14 protein-coding genes and 1 pseudogene are annotated in these 17,023 nt (G+C 70.4%); 8 read left to right on the top strand and 7 right to left on the bottom strand.

The window, feature by feature from the left end; translation table 11 throughout:
- The 4 genes from ACWDR3_RS42660 to ACWDR3_RS42675 form a co-directional block, all read right to left on the bottom strand.
- The coding region (locus ACWDR3_RS42660) for a carbohydrate-binding protein (RefSeq protein WP_450358007.1) at nt 1-1,968 on the bottom strand (1,968 nt) is incomplete at its 3' end.
- 310 nt (nt 1,969-2,278) lie between these two features.
- On the bottom strand, nt 2,279-3,919 hold the full coding sequence (locus tag ACWDR3_RS42665; RefSeq protein ID WP_450357994.1) for a flavin-containing monooxygenase: 1,641 nt from the start codon (nt 3,917-3,919) through the stop codon (nt 2,279-2,281).
- 2 nt (nt 3,920-3,921) lie between these two features.
- On the bottom strand, nt 3,922-4,386 hold the full coding sequence (locus ACWDR3_RS42670) for a cupin domain-containing protein (protein ID WP_450357995.1): 465 nt from the start codon (nt 4,384-4,386) through the stop codon (nt 3,922-3,924).
- Nucleotides 4,387-4,603: 217 nt separating this feature from the next.
- Nucleotides 4,604-5,389: an IclR family transcriptional regulator gene (locus tag ACWDR3_RS42675; protein ID WP_450357996.1), complete on the bottom strand. Its 786-nt coding sequence runs from the start codon at nt 5,387-5,389 to the stop codon at nt 4,604-4,606.
- A 73-nt stretch (nt 5,390-5,462) separates the two neighbouring features.
- On the opposite strand from ACWDR3_RS42675, the gene ACWDR3_RS42680 reads away from it, so the two are divergent.
- From ACWDR3_RS42680 to ACWDR3_RS42695, 4 genes are read left to right on the top strand one after another with little or no spacing between them, the layout of a single operon-like run.
- Nucleotides 5,463-6,245: an SDR family oxidoreductase gene (locus ACWDR3_RS42680; protein WP_450357997.1), complete on the top strand. Its 783-nt coding sequence runs from the start codon at nt 5,463-5,465 to the stop codon at nt 6,243-6,245.
- Nucleotides 6,245-6,748: a cupin domain-containing protein gene (locus tag ACWDR3_RS42685; RefSeq protein ID WP_450357998.1), complete on the top strand. Its 504-nt coding sequence runs from the start codon at nt 6,245-6,247 to the stop codon at nt 6,746-6,748. The genes ACWDR3_RS42680 and ACWDR3_RS42685 overlap by 1 nt, the downstream gene beginning before the upstream one ends.
- Nucleotides 6,745-7,623 (top strand): alpha/beta fold hydrolase, encoded by an 879-nt coding sequence (locus tag ACWDR3_RS42690; RefSeq protein ID WP_450357999.1) that lies wholly within the window; start codon nt 6,745-6,747, stop codon nt 7,621-7,623. The genes ACWDR3_RS42685 and ACWDR3_RS42690 overlap by 4 nt, the downstream gene beginning before the upstream one ends.
- The gene (locus ACWDR3_RS42695; RefSeq protein ID WP_450358000.1) at nt 7,620-8,552 is read left to right on the top strand and encodes a DODA-type extradiol aromatic ring-opening family dioxygenase; all 933 of its coding nucleotides are present in this window, start codon (nt 7,620-7,622) and stop codon (nt 8,550-8,552) included. The genes ACWDR3_RS42690 and ACWDR3_RS42695 overlap by 4 nt, the downstream gene beginning before the upstream one ends.
- Before the next feature lie 34 nt (nt 8,553-8,586).
- Here ACWDR3_RS42695 and ACWDR3_RS42700 read toward each other — a convergent pair whose 3' ends face one another.
- The 3 genes from ACWDR3_RS42700 to ACWDR3_RS42710 all read right to left on the bottom strand — a co-directional run bounded on the left by ACWDR3_RS42700 (nt 8,587) and on the right by ACWDR3_RS42710 (nt 11,346).
- A complete protein-coding gene (locus ACWDR3_RS42700) occupies nt 8,587-9,492 on the bottom strand; it encodes a TIGR03620 family F420-dependent LLM class oxidoreductase (protein WP_450358001.1) in 906 nt (301 codons plus the stop codon).
- A 74-nt stretch (nt 9,493-9,566) separates the two neighbouring features.
- Nucleotides 9,567-10,637: an AraC family transcriptional regulator gene (locus ACWDR3_RS42705; RefSeq protein ID WP_450358002.1), complete on the bottom strand. Its 1,071-nt coding sequence runs from the start codon at nt 10,635-10,637 to the stop codon at nt 9,567-9,569.
- 73 nt (nt 10,638-10,710) lie between these two features.
- The gene (locus tag ACWDR3_RS42710; protein WP_450358003.1) at nt 10,711-11,346 is read right to left on the bottom strand and encodes a TetR/AcrR family transcriptional regulator; all 636 of its coding nucleotides are present in this window, start codon (nt 11,344-11,346) and stop codon (nt 10,711-10,713) included.
- A gap of 182 nt (nt 11,347-11,528) precedes the next feature.
- Here ACWDR3_RS42710 and ACWDR3_RS42715 point away from each other — a divergent pair, with 182 nt between their 5' ends.
- The 4 genes and pseudogenes from ACWDR3_RS42715 to ACWDR3_RS42730 form a co-directional block, all read left to right on the top strand.
- Complete coding sequence (locus tag ACWDR3_RS42715) at nt 11,529-12,683, top strand: VOC family protein (protein ID WP_450358004.1); 1,155 nt, start codon at nt 11,529-11,531, stop codon at nt 12,681-12,683.
- A gap of 43 nt (nt 12,684-12,726) precedes the next feature.
- Nucleotides 12,727-13,665 carry a fumarylacetoacetate hydrolase family protein gene (locus ACWDR3_RS42720; protein ID WP_450358005.1) on the top strand — a complete coding sequence of 313 codons (939 nt, stop codon included), beginning with the start codon at nt 12,727-12,729 and terminating at the stop codon, nt 13,663-13,665.
- A 32-nt stretch (nt 13,666-13,697) separates the two neighbouring features.
- A complete protein-coding gene (gene mhpA, locus ACWDR3_RS42725) occupies nt 13,698-15,368 on the top strand; it encodes a bifunctional 3-(3-hydroxy-phenyl)propionate/3-hydroxycinnamic acid hydroxylase MhpA (protein WP_450358006.1) in 1,671 nt (556 codons plus the stop codon).
- Nucleotides 15,365-16,927 (top strand): annotated as a pseudogene (locus ACWDR3_RS42730) (acetoacetate--CoA ligase); the annotation flags it as partial. The gene mhpA and the pseudogene ACWDR3_RS42730, both read left to right, overlap by 4 nt.
- Nucleotides 16,928-17,023 lie beyond the last annotated feature (96 nt).

A 17,023-nucleotide genomic window follows, 5' to 3' on the forward strand; every position in this document is an offset into this window, starting at 1 on the left:
CCGATGGCGCGGTCGATCTCGTCGTCGGACAGGCCGTGTTCGGCGACCTGGTCGAGCTCGTCGCGGCAGATCTTCAGTACGTCGTGGACCTGCGACGAAGGTGTAGCAGTCCCCGGGGCCGGCGTTCGCTGCGGAGGCGCAACCGCCCTTGCGCAGCTTGCCCTTGGCTGTGGCCTGGGCCTGGGCGAACTGCGGGTCGCCGCTGAGGATGCTCGGGTGGGTGTTGAGCGTGTTGTGCAGACCCTGCGCGGCGGACCAGTCGAAGAACCCCTTCGGATCGGGGAACTTGGTCCGGTCGATTTCCCAACCGCTCCATGTGTTGGGCGACTTGAAGTCGGTGTCGGTCACCAGCACGTCCAGCGGTACGCCCTCGGCGCGGAAGGCGGGCAGGATCCGGTCCCGGTAGTCGGCGGCGGTGCGGTCGATGTACTCCGAGTACCAGACGCCGTACGCCCATTCGGGAAGCAGCTCGGGCGGGCCGGTCAGGGTGGCCAGGTCGGAGAGGGCCTGCTTGTAGTCGTGGCCATATCCGAAGACGTAGCCGTCCTGGTAGGGCCTGCCACCACGCACAGGCCGTTGGGTGACCTGGCGGGTGCCGGTGTCGTACAGCGCCGAGGAGGTGTCGTCGAGCAGGTACCAGCCGTCCTTGTACAGCAGGCCGGGAGTGGTGACGGGAGCTCCGTTGTCGCCGTTGAGACCGTCGAGGCTGCGTCGATAGCCGCCCAGTGCGAGGTGGGGTTGTGGAGCCGGCGCGCCGGTCGCGGTGACGGAGACCGTGTCCAGGTTGACGTGACAACTCGCGGCATCCGGGCAGCTGATGGTGATGTCATTGGCCCCGGCCTTGAGGGCGACGGGGACCGATGCGGTCGCCCAGGTGTCCCAACTCCCGGTGACAGGCAGCGACAAGGTCTGGGTACCGCCCGCGGAGGACACGGCGGCGGTACGGGTCTGGTTGAGCCCGTCGCCGCCACGGGCGTTGGCGTAGCGCACCTGCACCGCGTAGGTGCCGTCCGCCGGTACGCCGACCAGGTGGGCCGACACGCCTGCCCCCTGGTTCAGTTCGCCCAGGAAGGCGCTGCCGGAGTAGCCCGCGTGGTCGGTGGCCACGACCGCCGAGCCCGAGACGCGGTCGGCTTCCGCCTCGCAGTTCACCCCGAACCGGCAGTCCGTGATCGCGGTCGTGGACGTCGGCGGATAGGCGCCGCCCTGGTTCACCAGAGCCACGCTGTCGATGTTGACGTTGCCCGAGTCCGCGGCGCTCCTCGTCAGCGAGATGGTGTGGTGACCGGCGCCGAGTTGCACCGCGCTGCGCGCCAGACCCCACGCGTCCCAACTCCCGGTCGTGGGCAGGCTCACCGACCGTTCCGCGCCGCCGTCCACCGACAGCGTCAGGCTGCGTGTCACGTTCTGGCCGTCGCCGCCGACGGAGTTGGCGTACCAGACGTCGAACTCGTACGTCCCCGAAGCGGCGACATCGACGTCCGCGGACAGGGAGCTGCCCGTCCCCTCGAACCCGGCCAGAAACCCGGAGCCCGTGTAACCGGCATGATCCGAGGCGACGCCGACCCCGCTGTGGGACGTCTGCTCCGCCTCGCACAGGGCGCCCGGTCCGCAGGTGAGCCGCTGCCAGGGTGCCGCGTCGACCGGCGCGCCGCCGGCCGTGACCTGCACGGAAAGGTTCCGGGCGTCGAAGGGTCCTGAACCGACCTGGTACTTGAGGGTGAGAGCGCTCGTCCTGATGGTCAGCCAGCCGTCGGCCGTGTTCGTGGTGTACGAGGGCGGCGTGAACGCGCCGCGGCCGATGGCGTTGAAGGTGGCGCTGTCCGTGAACCTCCCGTCCTGCGCGTACTCGGTACGGATCAAGGTCGGGGAGAGCACCTGGAAGCGTGCGTTGCCGGACGTCACCGATGAACTCCGGTGTCCTGTAGGCCCGTTGGCCGACGCCTCCCCCGTTCCGGATACGACCATGGCGGCCAGGCTGCTGACGAGGGCGACGACCGTGACACGTCTTCGCAGGAAGCGCGTCGCGCGTAACGCCGATCTTCTTCTCATGGACAGCTCCGTCCTGAAGCGGGCTTGTCGGCCCGTGGTGAAGGTGTGCCGGTCCCCGTGCGCGCCTGGTGGAATGTGACGCCGTACGACATCGTTGTCAAGCCTCTGCGTTCACATCCGCGGCCTGCCGCACATGCGTCCGCCCTGGCACACGTGACACTCCCGTGCACGCCAGGGCGGACCGCGGCAACTGCGGGACAGGCGCTGACTGTTCACCTGCCTTGTCTCAGCCTTGCGACGAGGTTTTCGTCAGACTCTCCGGCGACCCACGATCCGGCGGCCTACTCGCCTGCCCCGAAGCCGATCCCGATCCCGATCCCGAACCCGGTGCCGAACCGCCCGGTGCGGAAAGCAGGCGAAGACGTGATCGGTCCCGCTCTCCGGGCTCGACCGGTGCCAGGCGCTTGAGAAGCATCGGGGTCAGCCGTCGGTACGCGGCCGGATCGACCGGACCGAGCCAGTGCGCGGCGCGGATGAGCGGGTTGATGTTGAGGCCGAGGTCTCCCAGTACTTCGTCGGCGTTGTGCATGGAGAACGGGATGATCTTGGTGCCCCGGCAGTGATGCGTGTCGGTGGCGATGTCCATGAAGGCCAGTTGCTCGACGACCGCGTGCCTCATGGTCTCTGTGTCGGGTGTCTTCACCGCGCCGGCGAGGTCGGCGGCGATCCACAGCGCGGCGATCTCCGCGTTGAGCGGGCTGAAGAAGGAGGAGTTGTAGCCGTTGAAGTACAGGCCGGGAATCCCGAGGGGCAGGATCTGGCGGTAGAGCATGAAGTTGCCGCGCTCGTCCAGCAGTTGGCCGCGTACCTCCTCGGGCAGGAACGGGACGCCTTGGGTGAAGCCGGTGGCGCAGACGATCAGGTCGGCAGGCAGCACGGTGCCGTCGGACAGGCGCGCGGAGGGTGCGCCGTCCACGTCGAGGAGTTCCTCGACGGTCCGGTCCCGGTGGACGGTGATGTCGCCTTCAGTGACGGCCTCGAAGAACCCCTCGGTCGCGAGCCCGATGGCGCCGCGCACGATGTCCTCCATCGCCCCCTCGGGTACCAAGTCGAGCCGTTTGAGCCCGAGTTGACGTACTGACACCGAGCCGATGGAGTTGATCATCCGGCGGCGCAGGCCGTTGCCGGGGCCGTGCAGGAAGCGTTCGAGGCCGCGCGGGCGGATGTAGCGGAACAGCGCTTCGCCGAGCCTGGTGAGCAGCAGCATCTTGAAGTTCAGCCGGCCGCCGATCTTCCGCGGGACCTTCCACAGCAGTTGGCGTGCGATCACGTCGGTCCGGGTGGCGACGGCGCTGATCGGCACGGCCACGTCGCAGGCCGATTTGCCGTAGCCGACGACGAGGACGCTGCGGCCGCGGGCCTGCTCGCCGTCGTGGAACTCGGTGCCCGCGCACACCCGGCCGCCGGCCGCGGTGAACTCCGCCAGGCCGTCGAACTTCGGCACGGCCGGCTCGCAGAACACCCCATTGGCGACGACGAGTTGATCGTAGGTCTCCGTGGTGTGCGCGCCTGTGGCGTCCCGGTACTCGATGCTCCACCCGCCGTCGTCGATCGGCCCGGCCGAGATCACCTCGGTGTTCAGGCGCAGGGCGGGTTCGAGGCCGAAGTGCGCGGTGTAGTAGGCGAGGTAGGACTGGACCTGGGCGCCGTCGGGCCATTCGGGGAAGTCCGCGGGCATGGGGAAGTCGGAGAACGAGTACTGCGCTTTCGGGCTCTGGGTCGTCACTCCCGGATAGCGACGCATCCGGCTCCACACGCCGCCCACGTCCGGGGCCTTCTCGAAGACGTCCGTCCGGTGCCCGGCCTGCGTGAGTACCTTCGCGGTGACCAGGCCCGCGACTCCGGCACCGATGATGGCGATTCTCATGGTCACGCGACCTCGGGCGGGAGTTGGAGCTCAATGCCGAAGTCGGCCATGATCTTCTTCATCAGGCCGATGTCCTTGGGTCCCGGCGGCATTTCCGCGAGCGCCTGGTAGTAGCCCTCCAGGCCGGCGGGCGAGACGACGGAGATGACGCGCGACTCCTCCGGATAGGGGTTGCGGAAGGCGTGGATCACATCGCGCGGCAGGTAGAGGTAGTCGCCGTGTTCGAGGACGAAGTCCTTGCCGCCGAGGTGTACGTCGAGTCGGCCGGCCAGGCAGATAAAGGACTCGTCCTCACGGGTGTGCACGTGCGGCGGTGGCCCGTCCGTTTCCGGCGGGACCGTGTACTCGAACAGCGAGTACGCGTCGCGCGTCGCGGCACCGTCCGCCTTCAGCGTGACGCCCAGCCCGATCGCCGCGATCTTGTGCCCTTCGCGGGAGGGCAGCATGTAGCCACCGCCTAGAGTCACCGTCGTCTCCTTCCGGTCGCCACCGCGGCCGTCCGACCGCGGCGCTGGTCCGCTCGGCTCAGCGTCGGTTCACAGCGGTCCATGTGCAATGGACCAGTCCCACCCGTTGGGACTTTTTCAAGGGCGGGTGCTGCAGGAGCGGTCAACAACGGGCGCTGTAGGAGCGTTCAACGCCGGGTGCTGTGAGCGCGTTCAACGACGGCTGCAGTAGGCGCGCTCACCGACGCGTGCTGTAGGCCCGGGAAGCCGCCGCGGCGGCGAGCCGCACCGCCGGCCCGGCCCGGTCGGCGCGGACCAGGGCGGTGGGCCCGGTGACGGACAGGGCGGCGGCGACCCCACCGTCGGGGCCGAAGATCGGGGCCGCTACGCAGCTCACACCGATGTTGCCCTCCTCTCGCTCCACCGCCCAGCCCCTGGCCGGCACAGCGGTCAGCTCGCGGATGACGGCCTCCTTGGAGGTGAGCGTGCGCGGATGGCGCGGCGGCAGTCCGGCGTCGAGTACGGCGTCGATGGTCGCGGTCTCGCTGTAGGCGAGGATGGCCCGGCCCAGCGCCGAGCAGTACGCCGGGACGATCCCGCCGACCTGGGAGAGCATCGGCATGGGGCGGTGACCGGTGATCTTCTCGACGACCAGGATCTGCGCGCCGTCCAGGACGCCGAGCTGCACGGTGTTCCTGGTCGCGCTGTGCAGGTCCTGCAGGTAGGGCAGCACGGCCTCGCGCAGTTCGAGCCGGATCGGGGCCAGGCTCGCGATCTCGAACAGCCGGTTCCCGATCCGGTAGTGGCCCTGGGGTTTGTCCAACCAGCCGAGCCGGATCATCCGGTCCGCGGTGCGATGCGTGGTCGAGCGGGGCAGCCCGCAGCGGGCCACGAGCGCGGAGAGGGTCAGCTCGCGGTGGGCCGCGTCGAACGCGCCGAGGATCGCCGCCGCGCGCTCCAAGCCCGAGCTCTCCGCCTTGCCGTCCCGCGCAGTGGGACTCGTCCCTTGTTCCCCGGGGGTCATGCCGGTCACGCTAAAGCCGTCCCCGCCCGGCGGACAAGCGGACAAGGCGAGGACTCGGGAGGATGCCACCATCATGCGGACTGCACTGGTCGGCGGCGGTGCCGGCGGTATCGGCCACGCGATCGCCGAGCGCCTGGCGGGTTCGGGCGACCGGGTGGTGATCACCGGTCGGCACGCGGACACCCTCGTAGCCGCGACTGCCCGGCTCTGCGCGGCCGTTGGCGACGGCGCGGCGAGCGAGGTGCACGCGCTGCTGAGCGACATGGCCGATCCGGCCTCGGCCGCGGCGGCGATGGAGGAGGTCGACGACCGGTACGGCGGTCTCGACGTCCTCGTGCTCAACGCCGGTGGTCCGCCGCCCGGTCGGATCCTCGACCTCGACGACACCGGGTGGCGGGAGGCGTACGAACTGCTGCTGCTCGGTCCCCTGCGGCTGGCGCGGCTGGCCATGCCGGGCATGGCGAAGCGGGGTTTCGGGCGGGTGGTGTTCGTGACGTCCACGGCAGTGCGCCAGCCCCAGCCCGACCTGGCCACCTCCGTAGTGCTGCGGTCAGCGGTCACGGCCGCGGCGAAGCTGCTCTCCCTGGAATTCGCGGCCGAGGGCGTGACCGTCAACTGCGTGGCTCCCGGCGCCACTTCGACCGAGCGGCGTACGCAGATCCTGGCCAACCGGGCGCGGGCGGCACACCGCGGCTTCGACGAACTCGACGCGCAGGACCTCGCGCACATTCCGGCCGGGCGCGCCGCGCGTCCCGCGGAGATCGCGGCCGCCGTGGCGTTCCTGGCCTCCGACGACGCGGCGTACATCAACGGGACCGTACTCACGGTCGACGGCGGAAGGACGGAGACGATCTGATGGCGGCATCGGGATCCCGCTTCACCATGGCCGATTTCCTCGGCTCGCTCCACGACACCGTGCAGCCCGGCGCGGCACGGCCGGTCGTCGTGCACGCCGACGAGCTCGCGCCGTTGCCGGCCGACCAGGTGCACAATCCGACCGTGCTGGCGATCGCCGGTCTGCTGCCGACGGCCACCTTCGAACTCTTCCGGCAGACCATCCCGCCGGGCCTGAGTTCGGACATGCAGCGCCACCACCACGAGACGGTGCACTTCGTCATCAGCGGGATCGGCCACAGCGAGATCGAGGACGACACCGAACCCTGGTCCACCGGCGACTTCATCTACACCCCGCCCTGGACCTGGCACCGCCACTACAACGACTCGGAGACCGAGCCGGTCGAGTTCCTGACCATCGAGAACTCCCGCCTGCTGAACCTGCTGGGGGTCGGACGACGGCAGAGCGCGGGACTGGCCACGGTCGCCGAAGCCCGCGCACGCTTCAAGGAGGAGCAGGCATGAGTCCGTTGCCCGCCCACATCGGCATCTGGGGCGAACTGTCCGACGTGGAACACGAGTTGCGGTTCGTCGACGTGGCCGGCGTCCGTACCCGGGTTCTGCGCGCGGGGTCCGGCCCCGAGCTGATCCTGCTGCACGGCACCGGCGGACACCTGGAGGCCTACGCCCGGGACATCGCCGGGCTCGCCGCCGACTTCCGTGTCACCGCCTACGACATGGTCGGCCACGGCTGGTCCGACCTCCCGGACCGGCCGTACACGATCGACGTGCTCTCCGATCACCTCATCGGCCTGATGGATGCGTTGGGGATCGACTCGGCGCACCTGTCCGGCGAGTCGCTCGGCGGCTGGGTCACCGCGTGGACCGCGGCGTACCACCCCGACCGCGTCGAACGGCTCGTGCTCAACACCCCAGGAAACATCGCCAACAAGCCCGAGGTGATGGTCCGCATGCGCGACAGCACCCTGGCCGCCGTCCGCGACCCGAGCGACGAAACCGTGCGCCGCCGCGTCGAGTTCCTCTTCCACGACACCTCGATGGTCACCGACGAACTGGTGAACCTGCGGCGCGCCGTCTACGGCCGTCCCGGCTTCCTGCGCGCGATCGAGAACACGTTGGTGCTCCAAGACCCGGAAATACGAAGGGACTTCGCCTGGAACCCGGCCTGGGTCGGCGCGATCACCGCGCCCACGCTCCTGCTGTGGACCGACCACGACCCGACCGGCGGCCTCGACGAGGCGGCGATGCTCCAGAGCTGGCTGCCCGACGCGCGCCTGTATGTGATCGAGGGCGCGGGCCACTGGCCGCAGTGGGAGAAGCCCACTGAATTCCTGCGCGCCCACCGCGACTTCCTCCTCCTCGGCAAGGACCCGGCATGAGCGAGATCATCGGCCTGGTCGCCCTGTCCCACTCCCCGTTCGCCACCCTGCTGCCGCCCGACGGCCCCGAGCAGCCCGGCGGCCGATTTCTCGCCGATGCGGCCCGACTCTCCCGGGCAGTCGCACGGTTGGCACCCGACGCGGTCGTGGTCATTGGCCCCGACCACTTCCACGCGAACTTCTACGACGCGATGCCGCCGTTCCTCATCGGCGTCGAACACGCCGTCGGATTCGGCGACTTCGGCAGCCGGCCCGGTCCCCTGCCCGTCGCCGGCGAACTGGCCTGGTCCGCGTACGACGGGCTCACCCGCGCGGGCTTCGACCTGTCACTGTCCTACGCGCTGACCGTCGACCACGGACTCGTGCAGAGTTACGAGATGGTCTGCGGCGGCACGGAGATACCGATGGTGCCGCTCGTCGTGAATACGGCCGCTCCCCCGCTGCCGACCATGGAACGGTGCATCGCGTTCGGCCGGGCACTCGGCGATGCCCTTCGTTACAGCGGCGGCGGCCGGGTGCTGGTCATCGCGAGCGGCGGGCTCTCCCACTGGCTGCCCAGCAACGACCCCCGCGATCCGGCGATGGCCGAGGACCGCCGGCATTCGGTGATCCACGGCCGAGAGGACGCCCGCGCCTTCGCGGCCGCGCGCGAACCCCGGGTGCGGGCGATGGGCGGCGACCCGCACGCGCACGTCAACAGCGCCTGGGACCGCTGGTTCCTCAAGCAGTTGGGGACCGGGGAGGTTGAGCCCGTCGCGGCCCTCGGCGACGCGGGTCTGGAGGAGCAGGCGGGCAGCGGCGGCCACGAGATCCGCACCTGGCTGATCGGGCAGGCCGCTGTACGGGCACCGCTGACGTGGACCGCGTACGAGCCGGTACCGGAATGGATCACCGGCATGGGGCTCGGCGCGACCTTCGAGGTGCACTGACAGATCCGAGCCCGCCACCGACTCCGCTCCCCCGTCAGACGCCGACGAGTGCGGGAGCGAGCTCTCGCCACGGCTCGGTCGGTACGTCGAAGGGGGTCTCCATCAGGGCCTGGACGCAGACATGGTCGGCCCCGGCGGCGAGATGCTCGCGCACGCGATCGAGGATCGCCGCTTCGTCGCCCCACGCGATGAGGGCTTCGGCCAGCCGGTCGGAGCCGCCGCGGACGAGGTCAGTCTCGTCGAAGCCTGCCCGCAGCCAGTTGTTGCGGTAGTTCGGCAGGCCGGTGTAGATCTCCAGGTGGGCGTGGGCCCGGCGCAGCGCGGTCTCGCGGTCCTTGGTGAGTACGGCGCCCATCTCGACGGCCACGAGTTTGTCCGGCCCCAGAGCCGCCCGTACTTCGGCGGTCTGTTCCGGTGTCACCAGGTACGGGTGGCTGCCGTCCGCGAGTTCGCGGGTCACCTCCAGCATCCGGGGACCGAGGGCGGCGACCAGGACGGGCAGGCGTGGCGCGTCGGCCTCCGCGGCGAGGAAGGTCGCTCCCGCCATCGCCGTGAGGTACTCGCGCATGGCGGCGACGGGTTTGGCGTAACTGCCCCCGCGCACCCGCTCGACCAGGGGCCGGTGGCTGACGCCGAGCCCGAGCACGAACCGTCCGCCGTGGGCCGCGGACAGGGTGCGGGACGCGGCGTTGGCCGCGACCGCGTCACGCGCCCAGATGTTGGCGATGCCGGTCGCCACGCGCATGCGTCCGGTGGCGGCGAGCAGCAGCCCCGCCTGGGTGAAGGCCTCCCGTCCGTAGGCCTCGCCGAACCACAAGGTGCCCCACCCTTGGCCCTCCAGCTCGGCCGCGATCTGTCCGGCCGCGGCCGGAGGCACCGCGTCCAGGCTCCCGGTCCAGATCCCCACGCGCCCGAGCCCCGCTTCTTCCACCACTGTCATACCGGGACAGTAGGGGCTGGAGCCGGGTGGATGCGGTGACCGTGCCGCTCAAGGTCATTGACCGGAGTGTTCGCTCAGCCGCCGGGCTGGTAGGAGCGGGGAGCCGAGCCGGTCCAGCGTTTGAAGGCGCGGTGGAAGGCACTGGGTTCGGAGAACCCCAGCTGACGTGTGATGTCCTCGATGGAGACGGTGCCGGCGGCCAGCGCCGCGATGGCCGCATCGCGTCGCAGTTGATCGCGGATGTGCTGAAAAGAGGTGCCCTCCGCGGCCAGTCGCCGGCGCAGGGTCTGCGTACTCACCGCCAGCCGGGCCGCTACCTCCTGCGGGTCGGGCATCCGGTCCGGCAGCGACTGCCCCAGCAGCAGGCGCACCTGAGCGGCGGTGGTGCTGCCGTAGTCCAGGCGGGCGAGCACGTCGCCCGGGGCGCGGCGCAGGAAGGCGTTCAGCCCGGCCTCGTCCTGGAGCACCGGCTGATCGAGGACCGCGCGGTCGAAGACGAGGGCGGTGCGGGGGGCCAGGAAGGTGCACGGGGCGCCGTAGAGCAGGTCGTATTCGAGTGCGTGCGGCGGGGCCGGGTGGCTGAACTCCACCCGGGTGAGGTTGATCCGGCGGCGGATCAGCCAGCCCGCGAAGCGGTGGGCGACGACGGTGGCGGATTCGGCGAGGTAGTGTTCGGGGTCGTCGAAGCCGGTGAGGTCGAAGACGAGCCGTGCCTCGTCGACTTCGGCCTCCTGTCCCAACTCGCCTGACTTCTCCTCCAGTTGGAAGCGGGGCCCGCCGGGGAACAGCCCGTAGAAGGTGCTGCCGCGATGCAGTGCGATCCGCAGATCGGGGCTGCAGTGCATCACGGCATGGCACATCATCGCGAAGGTGCCCACCTTCAGGGGCTGCGGCCCCAGGCCCTGCAACTCGTCGTCGAGGGCCTGCCACACCGCCTTGGTGAGCCGGGCGTACTGCCGGGGCGACACGCGGGCGAGCGGGACCTCCAGGAGCTCCGGCGGGATGGCCGCCCGTTCGAGGAGCGCGGCGATGTCCACGCCGTGCCGTTCGGCTCCGCGCAGCGAGGCCCGCACGTGGTGGATGGCGACCGAGCGGGTGGGCGCGCCGTATGCGGGCGGCGCGTCGCCCTCGGAAGGTGCGGACATGACCGCCGATCGTACGGGACACAGAGGTCAGCGGCGGTGAGCGCTCAGATCATGAACGCCGTCGGGTTCCTCGTCAGTCCAGGTCGGGCAGCGGGGAGCGGGCGACGTCGTGGGCGTCCTCCGGCGGCAGGCCCAGCATGCGCAGGAGCAACTCGGCCTGGTTCGAGGCCGCTTCGTCGCCGTCGAGGTCGGGGCGGGCGAACCGCAGTTCCAGCAGTGCCAGCAGGGAGCCGCCCAGGACGGTCACCGCGGCCGTCGGGTCGGTGATGGTGAAGCGGCCGGAGGCGATGCCGACCTCCAGGTCACGCAGGGCGCGTGGGGCCAGGCCCGAGTCGGAGTGGATGTGGCCCAGGCCGCGGTGGCGCAGGATCTGCATCATCTCGGGCCGGGAGTCGGCCAGGCGTGCGCTGAGGCGGAAGCCCGCCGCGACCAGTTCCGCAGGGTCGTCGATGCCCTGCAGATGCTCGTCGAATGTCTGGCCGAGCTCTTCGAGGGCGTCGCTCACCGCCGCGTCGAACAGTTCCGTCTTCGACTCGAAGTGGTTGTAGAAGGAGCCGAAGCCGACGTCCGCGCGTTCCGCGATCACCTGGATGCTCGCGCTGGTGTCGCCCGTCTCGGCCAGGATCTGCCGGGCCGCGCGGACCAGGGCCTGACGGGTCTCGGCACGACGCCGTTCGAAGCGGTTGCGGGGCGGGGCTGACGTCGGCATACGCGCGAGTCTAGCAATGGTCCCCGCATCGCCACAGTTCTGATGAACCGGTCAGTTCGACGGCCCCTTCCCTGGTCGGCACGTCTCTGATGATTTCATCACCTTGCCCGGTCCAGCCCTTGACGGCCGATGAATCAAAGTTGATGCTTTCATCATTACGTCAATGTTGCTTGGAGGACACCATGTCCGAAACCCGCGCCGACGCGGTCGGCGCCAGCGACCTCAGAACGGCCCACCAGGACCTCCACAGCGAACAGGGCGCACTGCGCGGCGAGCATCCCGGGCGCTCCCGGAACCCCGTGATCAAGGTGGCCGACCTCGCCTGGCTGGAGTTCCAGAAGCCCGACCTGGACCGGGCCGAGGTCTTCGCCCGCGATTTCGGCTTCGGGATCGCCGCCCGCACGGCCGACGCGCTGTGGCTGCGCGGCACCTTCGCCGGTTCACCGTGCATGGTGATCCGCAAGGGGCGCACCAGCAGCTTCATCGGTCCGGCGTTCCGCGCGGCCGAGCGGACCGACCTGGACCGGCTGGCCCGCGCCACGGGAACGGAGGTACGCGACGCCGATGTCCCGGGCAGCGGCAGAGCCGTGAGCCTCCTCGATCCGTCGGGCTTCCCCGTGCGCGTGGTGCACTGCGGCGAGGAGTTGCCGGCCCTGCCCGAACAGCAGCCGCTGCTGCTCAACTTCGGCACGGATCACCGTCGTACGAACCTCACGCAGCGTCCACCCAGGGAACCGGCCCGGATCCAGCGCCTGGGCCATGTGGTGCTGGAGACAAGGGTGTTCGGCCGTGCCCTGGACTGGTACCTGGACACGCTCGGCATGATCGTGTCCGACTTCCTGTTCCTCGACGGGCAGCGCGAGCGCGGTCCCTCGATGGCGTTCATCCGCTGCGACCGGGGCAGCCTGGCCGTCGACCACCACACCCTCGCGATGCACCTCGGCCCCGGCAACGGCTATGTCCACTCCGCCTACCAGGTGACCGACCTGGACGCGATCGCGGCCGGCGGCGAGTACCTCAACGAGCGTGGCTACAAGCGCAGTTGGGGCATCGGTCGGCACATCCTGGGCAGCCAGCTCTTCGACTACTGGCGCGATCCGGATCGCCTGATGCTGGAGCACTTCGCCGACGGCGACCTATTCTCCCGCGACCTGGAACCGGGCTGGGCACCCATGTCCACCAGCGGCCTCGCCCAGTGGGGCCCGCCCGCCACCCGCGACTTCCTCGGCGCGAGCCCCTCCCCCGCGCGGATCCGCGATGTGATCCAGGCCCTGCGCGGCGACAACGAGATGGACCCGGCACGCCTCCTGGGTCTCCTCAAGGCCGCCAACTCCTGAGCTCCGACTTCCGATCCCTCAACTCCTCGACAAAGGCAACAACATGAGCACCAACGTCCTGCGTACCGCCGACGGCTGGTGGGTGGTGCGCGACGCGCGCGCCGTCCCCGTCGACACCAAGGCCCGCACCACCGCCGAGCTGCTGGCCGACCGCGTCGCCGTCCGGGAAGCCGCCGACAGCGGCGAGTTGGGCACCCCTGTGGCCGACATGGTGGCCCTCTCCCCCGTCACCACGCCCTGCCGCGTGGTCGCCCAGATGGTCAACTACCGCAGCCACGCCCGCGATTCGGGCTTCACCGGCGACATCCCGGCCACCTTCTTCCGCAAGGCGTCGGGCTCGGTCAGCGGCCCGCACGACGCGGTCGTCCGCCCCGCCCACGTGAAGTTCCTCGACTACGAGGTCGAACTCGGCCTGGTCATGGGCGCACCGCTGCCCGTCGGCACCGTCGTCGAGGAACGGGACCTGCCGTCGTACGTCGCCGGGCTCGTCGTCACCAACGACGTCAGCGCCCGTGACGTACAGCTGACCAAGACGCAGTTCTACGAGAGCAAGTCGTACCCCACCTTCACGCCCACCGGGCCCTACCTCTCTCTACTGGAGGCGGAGGACTTCGCCCATCTCCTGGATCTGCGGCTGAAGTTGAGCGTTAACGGCGATCTGCGTCAGGACCGCACCCTCAACGACATGATCGTCCGGCCCGCACAGGCCCTCAGCCTGCTCGCCCGGTTCCAGACCCTCGACCCCGGCGACCTCCTGCTCACCGGCACCCCCGGCGGCACGGCCCTCAAGGCCCCGCCCAAGGCGGTCGAGAAGATCGGCGCGCTGCTGCCGCCCGCCGTGAAGTGGAAGGCGTTCTTCAGGACCCAGGCCCGCAACCCGCACTACCTGCACCGCGGAGATCTGATCACCGCGACCATCGCCACGCCGGACGGACGCATCGACCTGGGCGAACAGCGCACCGAGGTGACCGACGCCGACTGACCGACCCCGCCCAGACACGAAGTGAGCCGCACATGACTGTCGACCAAGCCGCCGGGCCACCGGACACCGCCCCCGACCATCCACCCGTGGTGATCGTCGGGGCGGGGCCCGTGGGCGTGACCGCCGCCCTCCTGCTCGCCCGGCGTGGCATCCGTACCGTCGTCCTCGAACGCCACCGGGAGGTCTATCCGCTGCCGCGCGCCGTCGCCACCGACGACGAGGTGATCAGGATCCTCCAAGCCGCGGGGGTCCAGGAGGAGTTCACCGCGATCGCCCGGCCCGCCCGAGGGCTACGGCTGTTGGACGCCCGGCACCGGGTGATGGCCGAGTTCCCGCGCGCCGCTCAGGGGGTGCACGGATTCCCGCAGACCAGCATGTTCGACCAGCCCGAACTGGAGCGCGTGCTGCGCGACGCCCTGGCCGTCGCCCCCGAGGCCGAACTGCGGGACGGGGTGGAGGTGCTCGGCGTCGCACAGGACGGCGACGGTCTGGTGCGCGTGAGCTACCGCGACGACGAGGGCGAACACCTGCTGTGGGCGGACGCCGTCCTCGGCTGCGACGGCGCGAACAGCATCACCCGCGACGCCATCGGCTCGGCCTGGGAAGACCTCCACTTCGAGGAACGCTGGACGGTCGTCGACGTACGCACCAGCCTTCCGGTCCGCTGCTGGGAGGGCGTCGAGCAGATCTGTGACCCACGGCAGCCCGCAACGTTCATGCGCATCGGCGAGGACCGCTACCGCTGGGAGTTCCGACTGCGGGACGGCTCGGAGCCGGGCCCTGAACGGCTGCGGGAGTTGCTCGCTCCGTGGGTGGACCTGGCGGACGGTGCCGACTTCGAGGTGGTGCGGCAGGCCCAGTACACCTTCCGGGCCCGTATCGCCGACCGCTGGCGCGACGGCCGCGTCTTCCTCCTCGGCGACGCTGCCCACCTCACCCCGCCGTTCATCGGACAGGGACTGTGCGCGGGCCTGCGTGACGCCTACAACCTGACCTGGAAGCTGGCCAGGGTCCTGCAACAGGGCGCCGACGAACGGCTGTTGGACACCTACGAGGCGGAACGCAAGCCGCACGCCCGGCATGTGATCCGGCTCGCGGTCGCGCTGGGCTGGGCCATGACCGGAGGCCAGGACAGCGCCGCCGCTCTCCGTCGCGGCGTCCTGGGCGCGGCCGTCCGCATTCCCGGGCTGACCTCGGCCGCCGCCCGCGACTTCAGCCCGGCGCTGAGGGCCGGGCCGCTCGTACGACGGCGGGTCCGCTTCGGCCGAGGCGGACGCGATCTCGGTGTCGGTCTCGGTCTCGGTCTCGGCCGGCACGGTCTCGTGGGCGGCTTCTGCCCGCAGCCGTTCGTGGACATCGACGGACGGCACGCCCGCCTCGATGAACTCCTCGGTGACGACTTCGTGGTGCTGACCGCCGTACCGCTCTCGCCCTCGCTGACCGCGGTCGCCGACTCTCTCGGCGCCCGGACCGTTCCCGTGACCGACCTCGGCGACGACAACCGTCTCGCCGACTGGCTGCGTGAAGGACGGGCGACCGCCGTGCTGCTGCGGCCGGACCGCGTCGTGATGGACGTCGTCCCGGCCGGCGGCGACTCCTTCACGGACTCCGCCGCCTGGGCGTCTCTGCTGCACACCACCCGAAGCCCCCTCCCTACCCAACGGTCCGTCGAGAAACGCCTCTTGAGGAGCACCACGCGATGAACACGCCGTACCCGGACCCCTTCTTCACCCTCACCCCGGAGACCGCCGCGGCCAGCCGCATCGTGGACTTCGCCCGCTGGGCCGCCCGACACCGGAGCGTGGAGGCGGGCGCCGACTACACCGCCCTGCACCAGTGGTCGGTCACCGACCTGGAAGGCTTCTGGAGTGCGGTGTGGGAGTACTTCGACATCGAGGCGGACACGCCGTACGAGCAGGTGCTGGCGGAGGAACGGATGCCGGGCGCCCGGTGGTTCACCGGCGCCACCCTCAACTACGCGCACCACGCGCTGCGCAACCTCGTCGACGACGACACGGCGATCCTCGCCCTCGACGAGACCGGCGTCGGCTACGAGGTGACCGGGAAGCACCTGCGTGGCCAAGTCGCCTCCGTCGCCGCCACTTTGCGCGATCTGGGCGTCGGCGAGGGCGACCGGGTCGTCGGCTATCTGCCCAACACCCCGCACGCGATCGTCGCGTTCCTCGCCGCCGCTTCCCTCGGAGCCGTGTGGTCGGTGTGCGGCCAGGACTACGCACCCCAGGCCGCCGCAGACCGCTTCGCCCAGCTGGAACCCACCGTCCTGATCGCCGCAGACGGCTACCTCTTCAACGGCACCACCCATGACCGTCGCGACGCGTCTCTCGAACTCGCCACCGCACTACCGACGTTGAAGGCCACCCTGCTGGTCGACCACGTGGGCCTGCCGTGGCCCGTGCGGAACTACCCGTCGCTGGTGGTCCCGTGGGAGGACGCGGCCACGCGTACCGAGCAACTCGTCTGCACTCCGGTGCCGTTCGACCACCCCCTGTGGGTCGTCTTCTCCTCCGGCACCACCGGCCCGCCCAAGGGCATCGTCCACGGCCACGGCGGCGTCCTGCTCGAACACCTCAAGACCCTCGGCCTGCACTCCGACCTCGGCCCGGGCGACCGTCTCCTCTGGTACACCACCACCCACTGGATGATGTGGAACCTCGTCGCCTCCACCCTCCTGACGGGCGCCACGACCTGCACCTACGACGGCAGTCCCGCCCCGCTCACCCGCCCCGACACCCTCTGGGAACTGGCGGCCCGGCACCGTGTCACCGTCTTCGGCACGAGTCCCCAATACCTGCTGGGGATGGCCAAGTTCGGCATCGACCCGTCCGTGCACGACCTGTCGGCGATCCGGGTGATCGGCTGCACCGGCTCCGCCCTGCCCGCCTCCGCCTACCCATGGGTCCGCGATCACGTCGGCAGGCACGTCCTGCTCGCCTCCACCAGCGGCGGCACCGACATCGTCTCCGGCTTCGCCGGCAGCGCGCCCACGACCCCCGTCTGGGCAGGGGAACTCTCCGCCCCGAATCTGGGTGTGGCACTGGCCGCGTACGACTCCGAGGGCAGGCCCGTCGTCGATCAGGTCGGCGAGCTGGTCGTCACCCGCCCCATGCCGTCGATGCCGCTGCGTTTCTGGAACGATCCCGACGGCGAGCGCTATCGCGACGCGTACTTCTCGGCGTATCCCGGCGTGTGGCGGCACGGCGACTGGATCACCGTCACAGGCCACAACTCGGTGATCGTGCACGTCGGCGACCACGGGCACCTCCGGGAAATGCGTCACGCGGGGACGAGGTGACGCTACTGCGGATCGGAACCCGTGAGGTGGCTGCGCGCCGCTTTT

This window comes from Streptomyces sp. NPDC001002 (assembly GCF_053599215.1).

Bases quoted from the DNA above. Each gene is read 5' to 3' on its own strand.
- ACWDR3_RS42665 (WP_450357994.1), bottom strand. From the start codon at position 3,919: ATGAGAATCGCCATCATCGGTGCCGGAGTCGCGGGCCTGGTCACCGCG.
- ACWDR3_RS42700 (WP_450358001.1), bottom strand. From the start codon at position 9,492: ATGACAGTGGTGGAAGAAGCGGGGCTCGGGCGCGTGGGGATCTGGACC.
- ACWDR3_RS42715 (WP_450358004.1), top strand. From the start codon at position 11,529: ATGTCCGAAACCCGCGCCGACGCGGTCGGCGCCAGCGACCTCAGAACG.
- ACWDR3_RS42710 (WP_450358003.1), bottom strand. From the start codon at position 11,346: ATGCCGACGTCAGCCCCGCCCCGCAACCGCTTCGAACGGCGTCGTGCC.
- ACWDR3_RS42680 (WP_450357997.1), top strand. From the start codon at position 5,463: ATGCGGACTGCACTGGTCGGCGGCGGTGCCGGCGGTATCGGCCACGCG.
- ACWDR3_RS42690 (WP_450357999.1), top strand. From the start codon at position 6,745: ATGAGTCCGTTGCCCGCCCACATCGGCATCTGGGGCGAACTGTCCGAC.
- mhpA (WP_450358006.1), top strand. From the start codon at position 13,698: ATGACTGTCGACCAAGCCGCCGGGCCACCGGACACCGCCCCCGACCAT.
- ACWDR3_RS42705 (WP_450358002.1), bottom strand. From the start codon at position 10,637: ATGTCCGCACCTTCCGAGGGCGACGCGCCGCCCGCATACGGCGCGCCC.
- ACWDR3_RS42720 (WP_450358005.1), top strand. From the start codon at position 12,727: ATGAGCACCAACGTCCTGCGTACCGCCGACGGCTGGTGGGTGGTGCGC.
- ACWDR3_RS42695 (WP_450358000.1), top strand. From the start codon at position 7,620: ATGAGCGAGATCATCGGCCTGGTCGCCCTGTCCCACTCCCCGTTCGCC.
- ACWDR3_RS42675 (WP_450357996.1), bottom strand. From the start codon at position 5,389: ATGACCCCCGGGGAACAAGGGACGAGTCCCACTGCGCGGGACGGCAAG.
- ACWDR3_RS42685 (WP_450357998.1), top strand. From the start codon at position 6,245: ATGGCGGCATCGGGATCCCGCTTCACCATGGCCGATTTCCTCGGCTCG.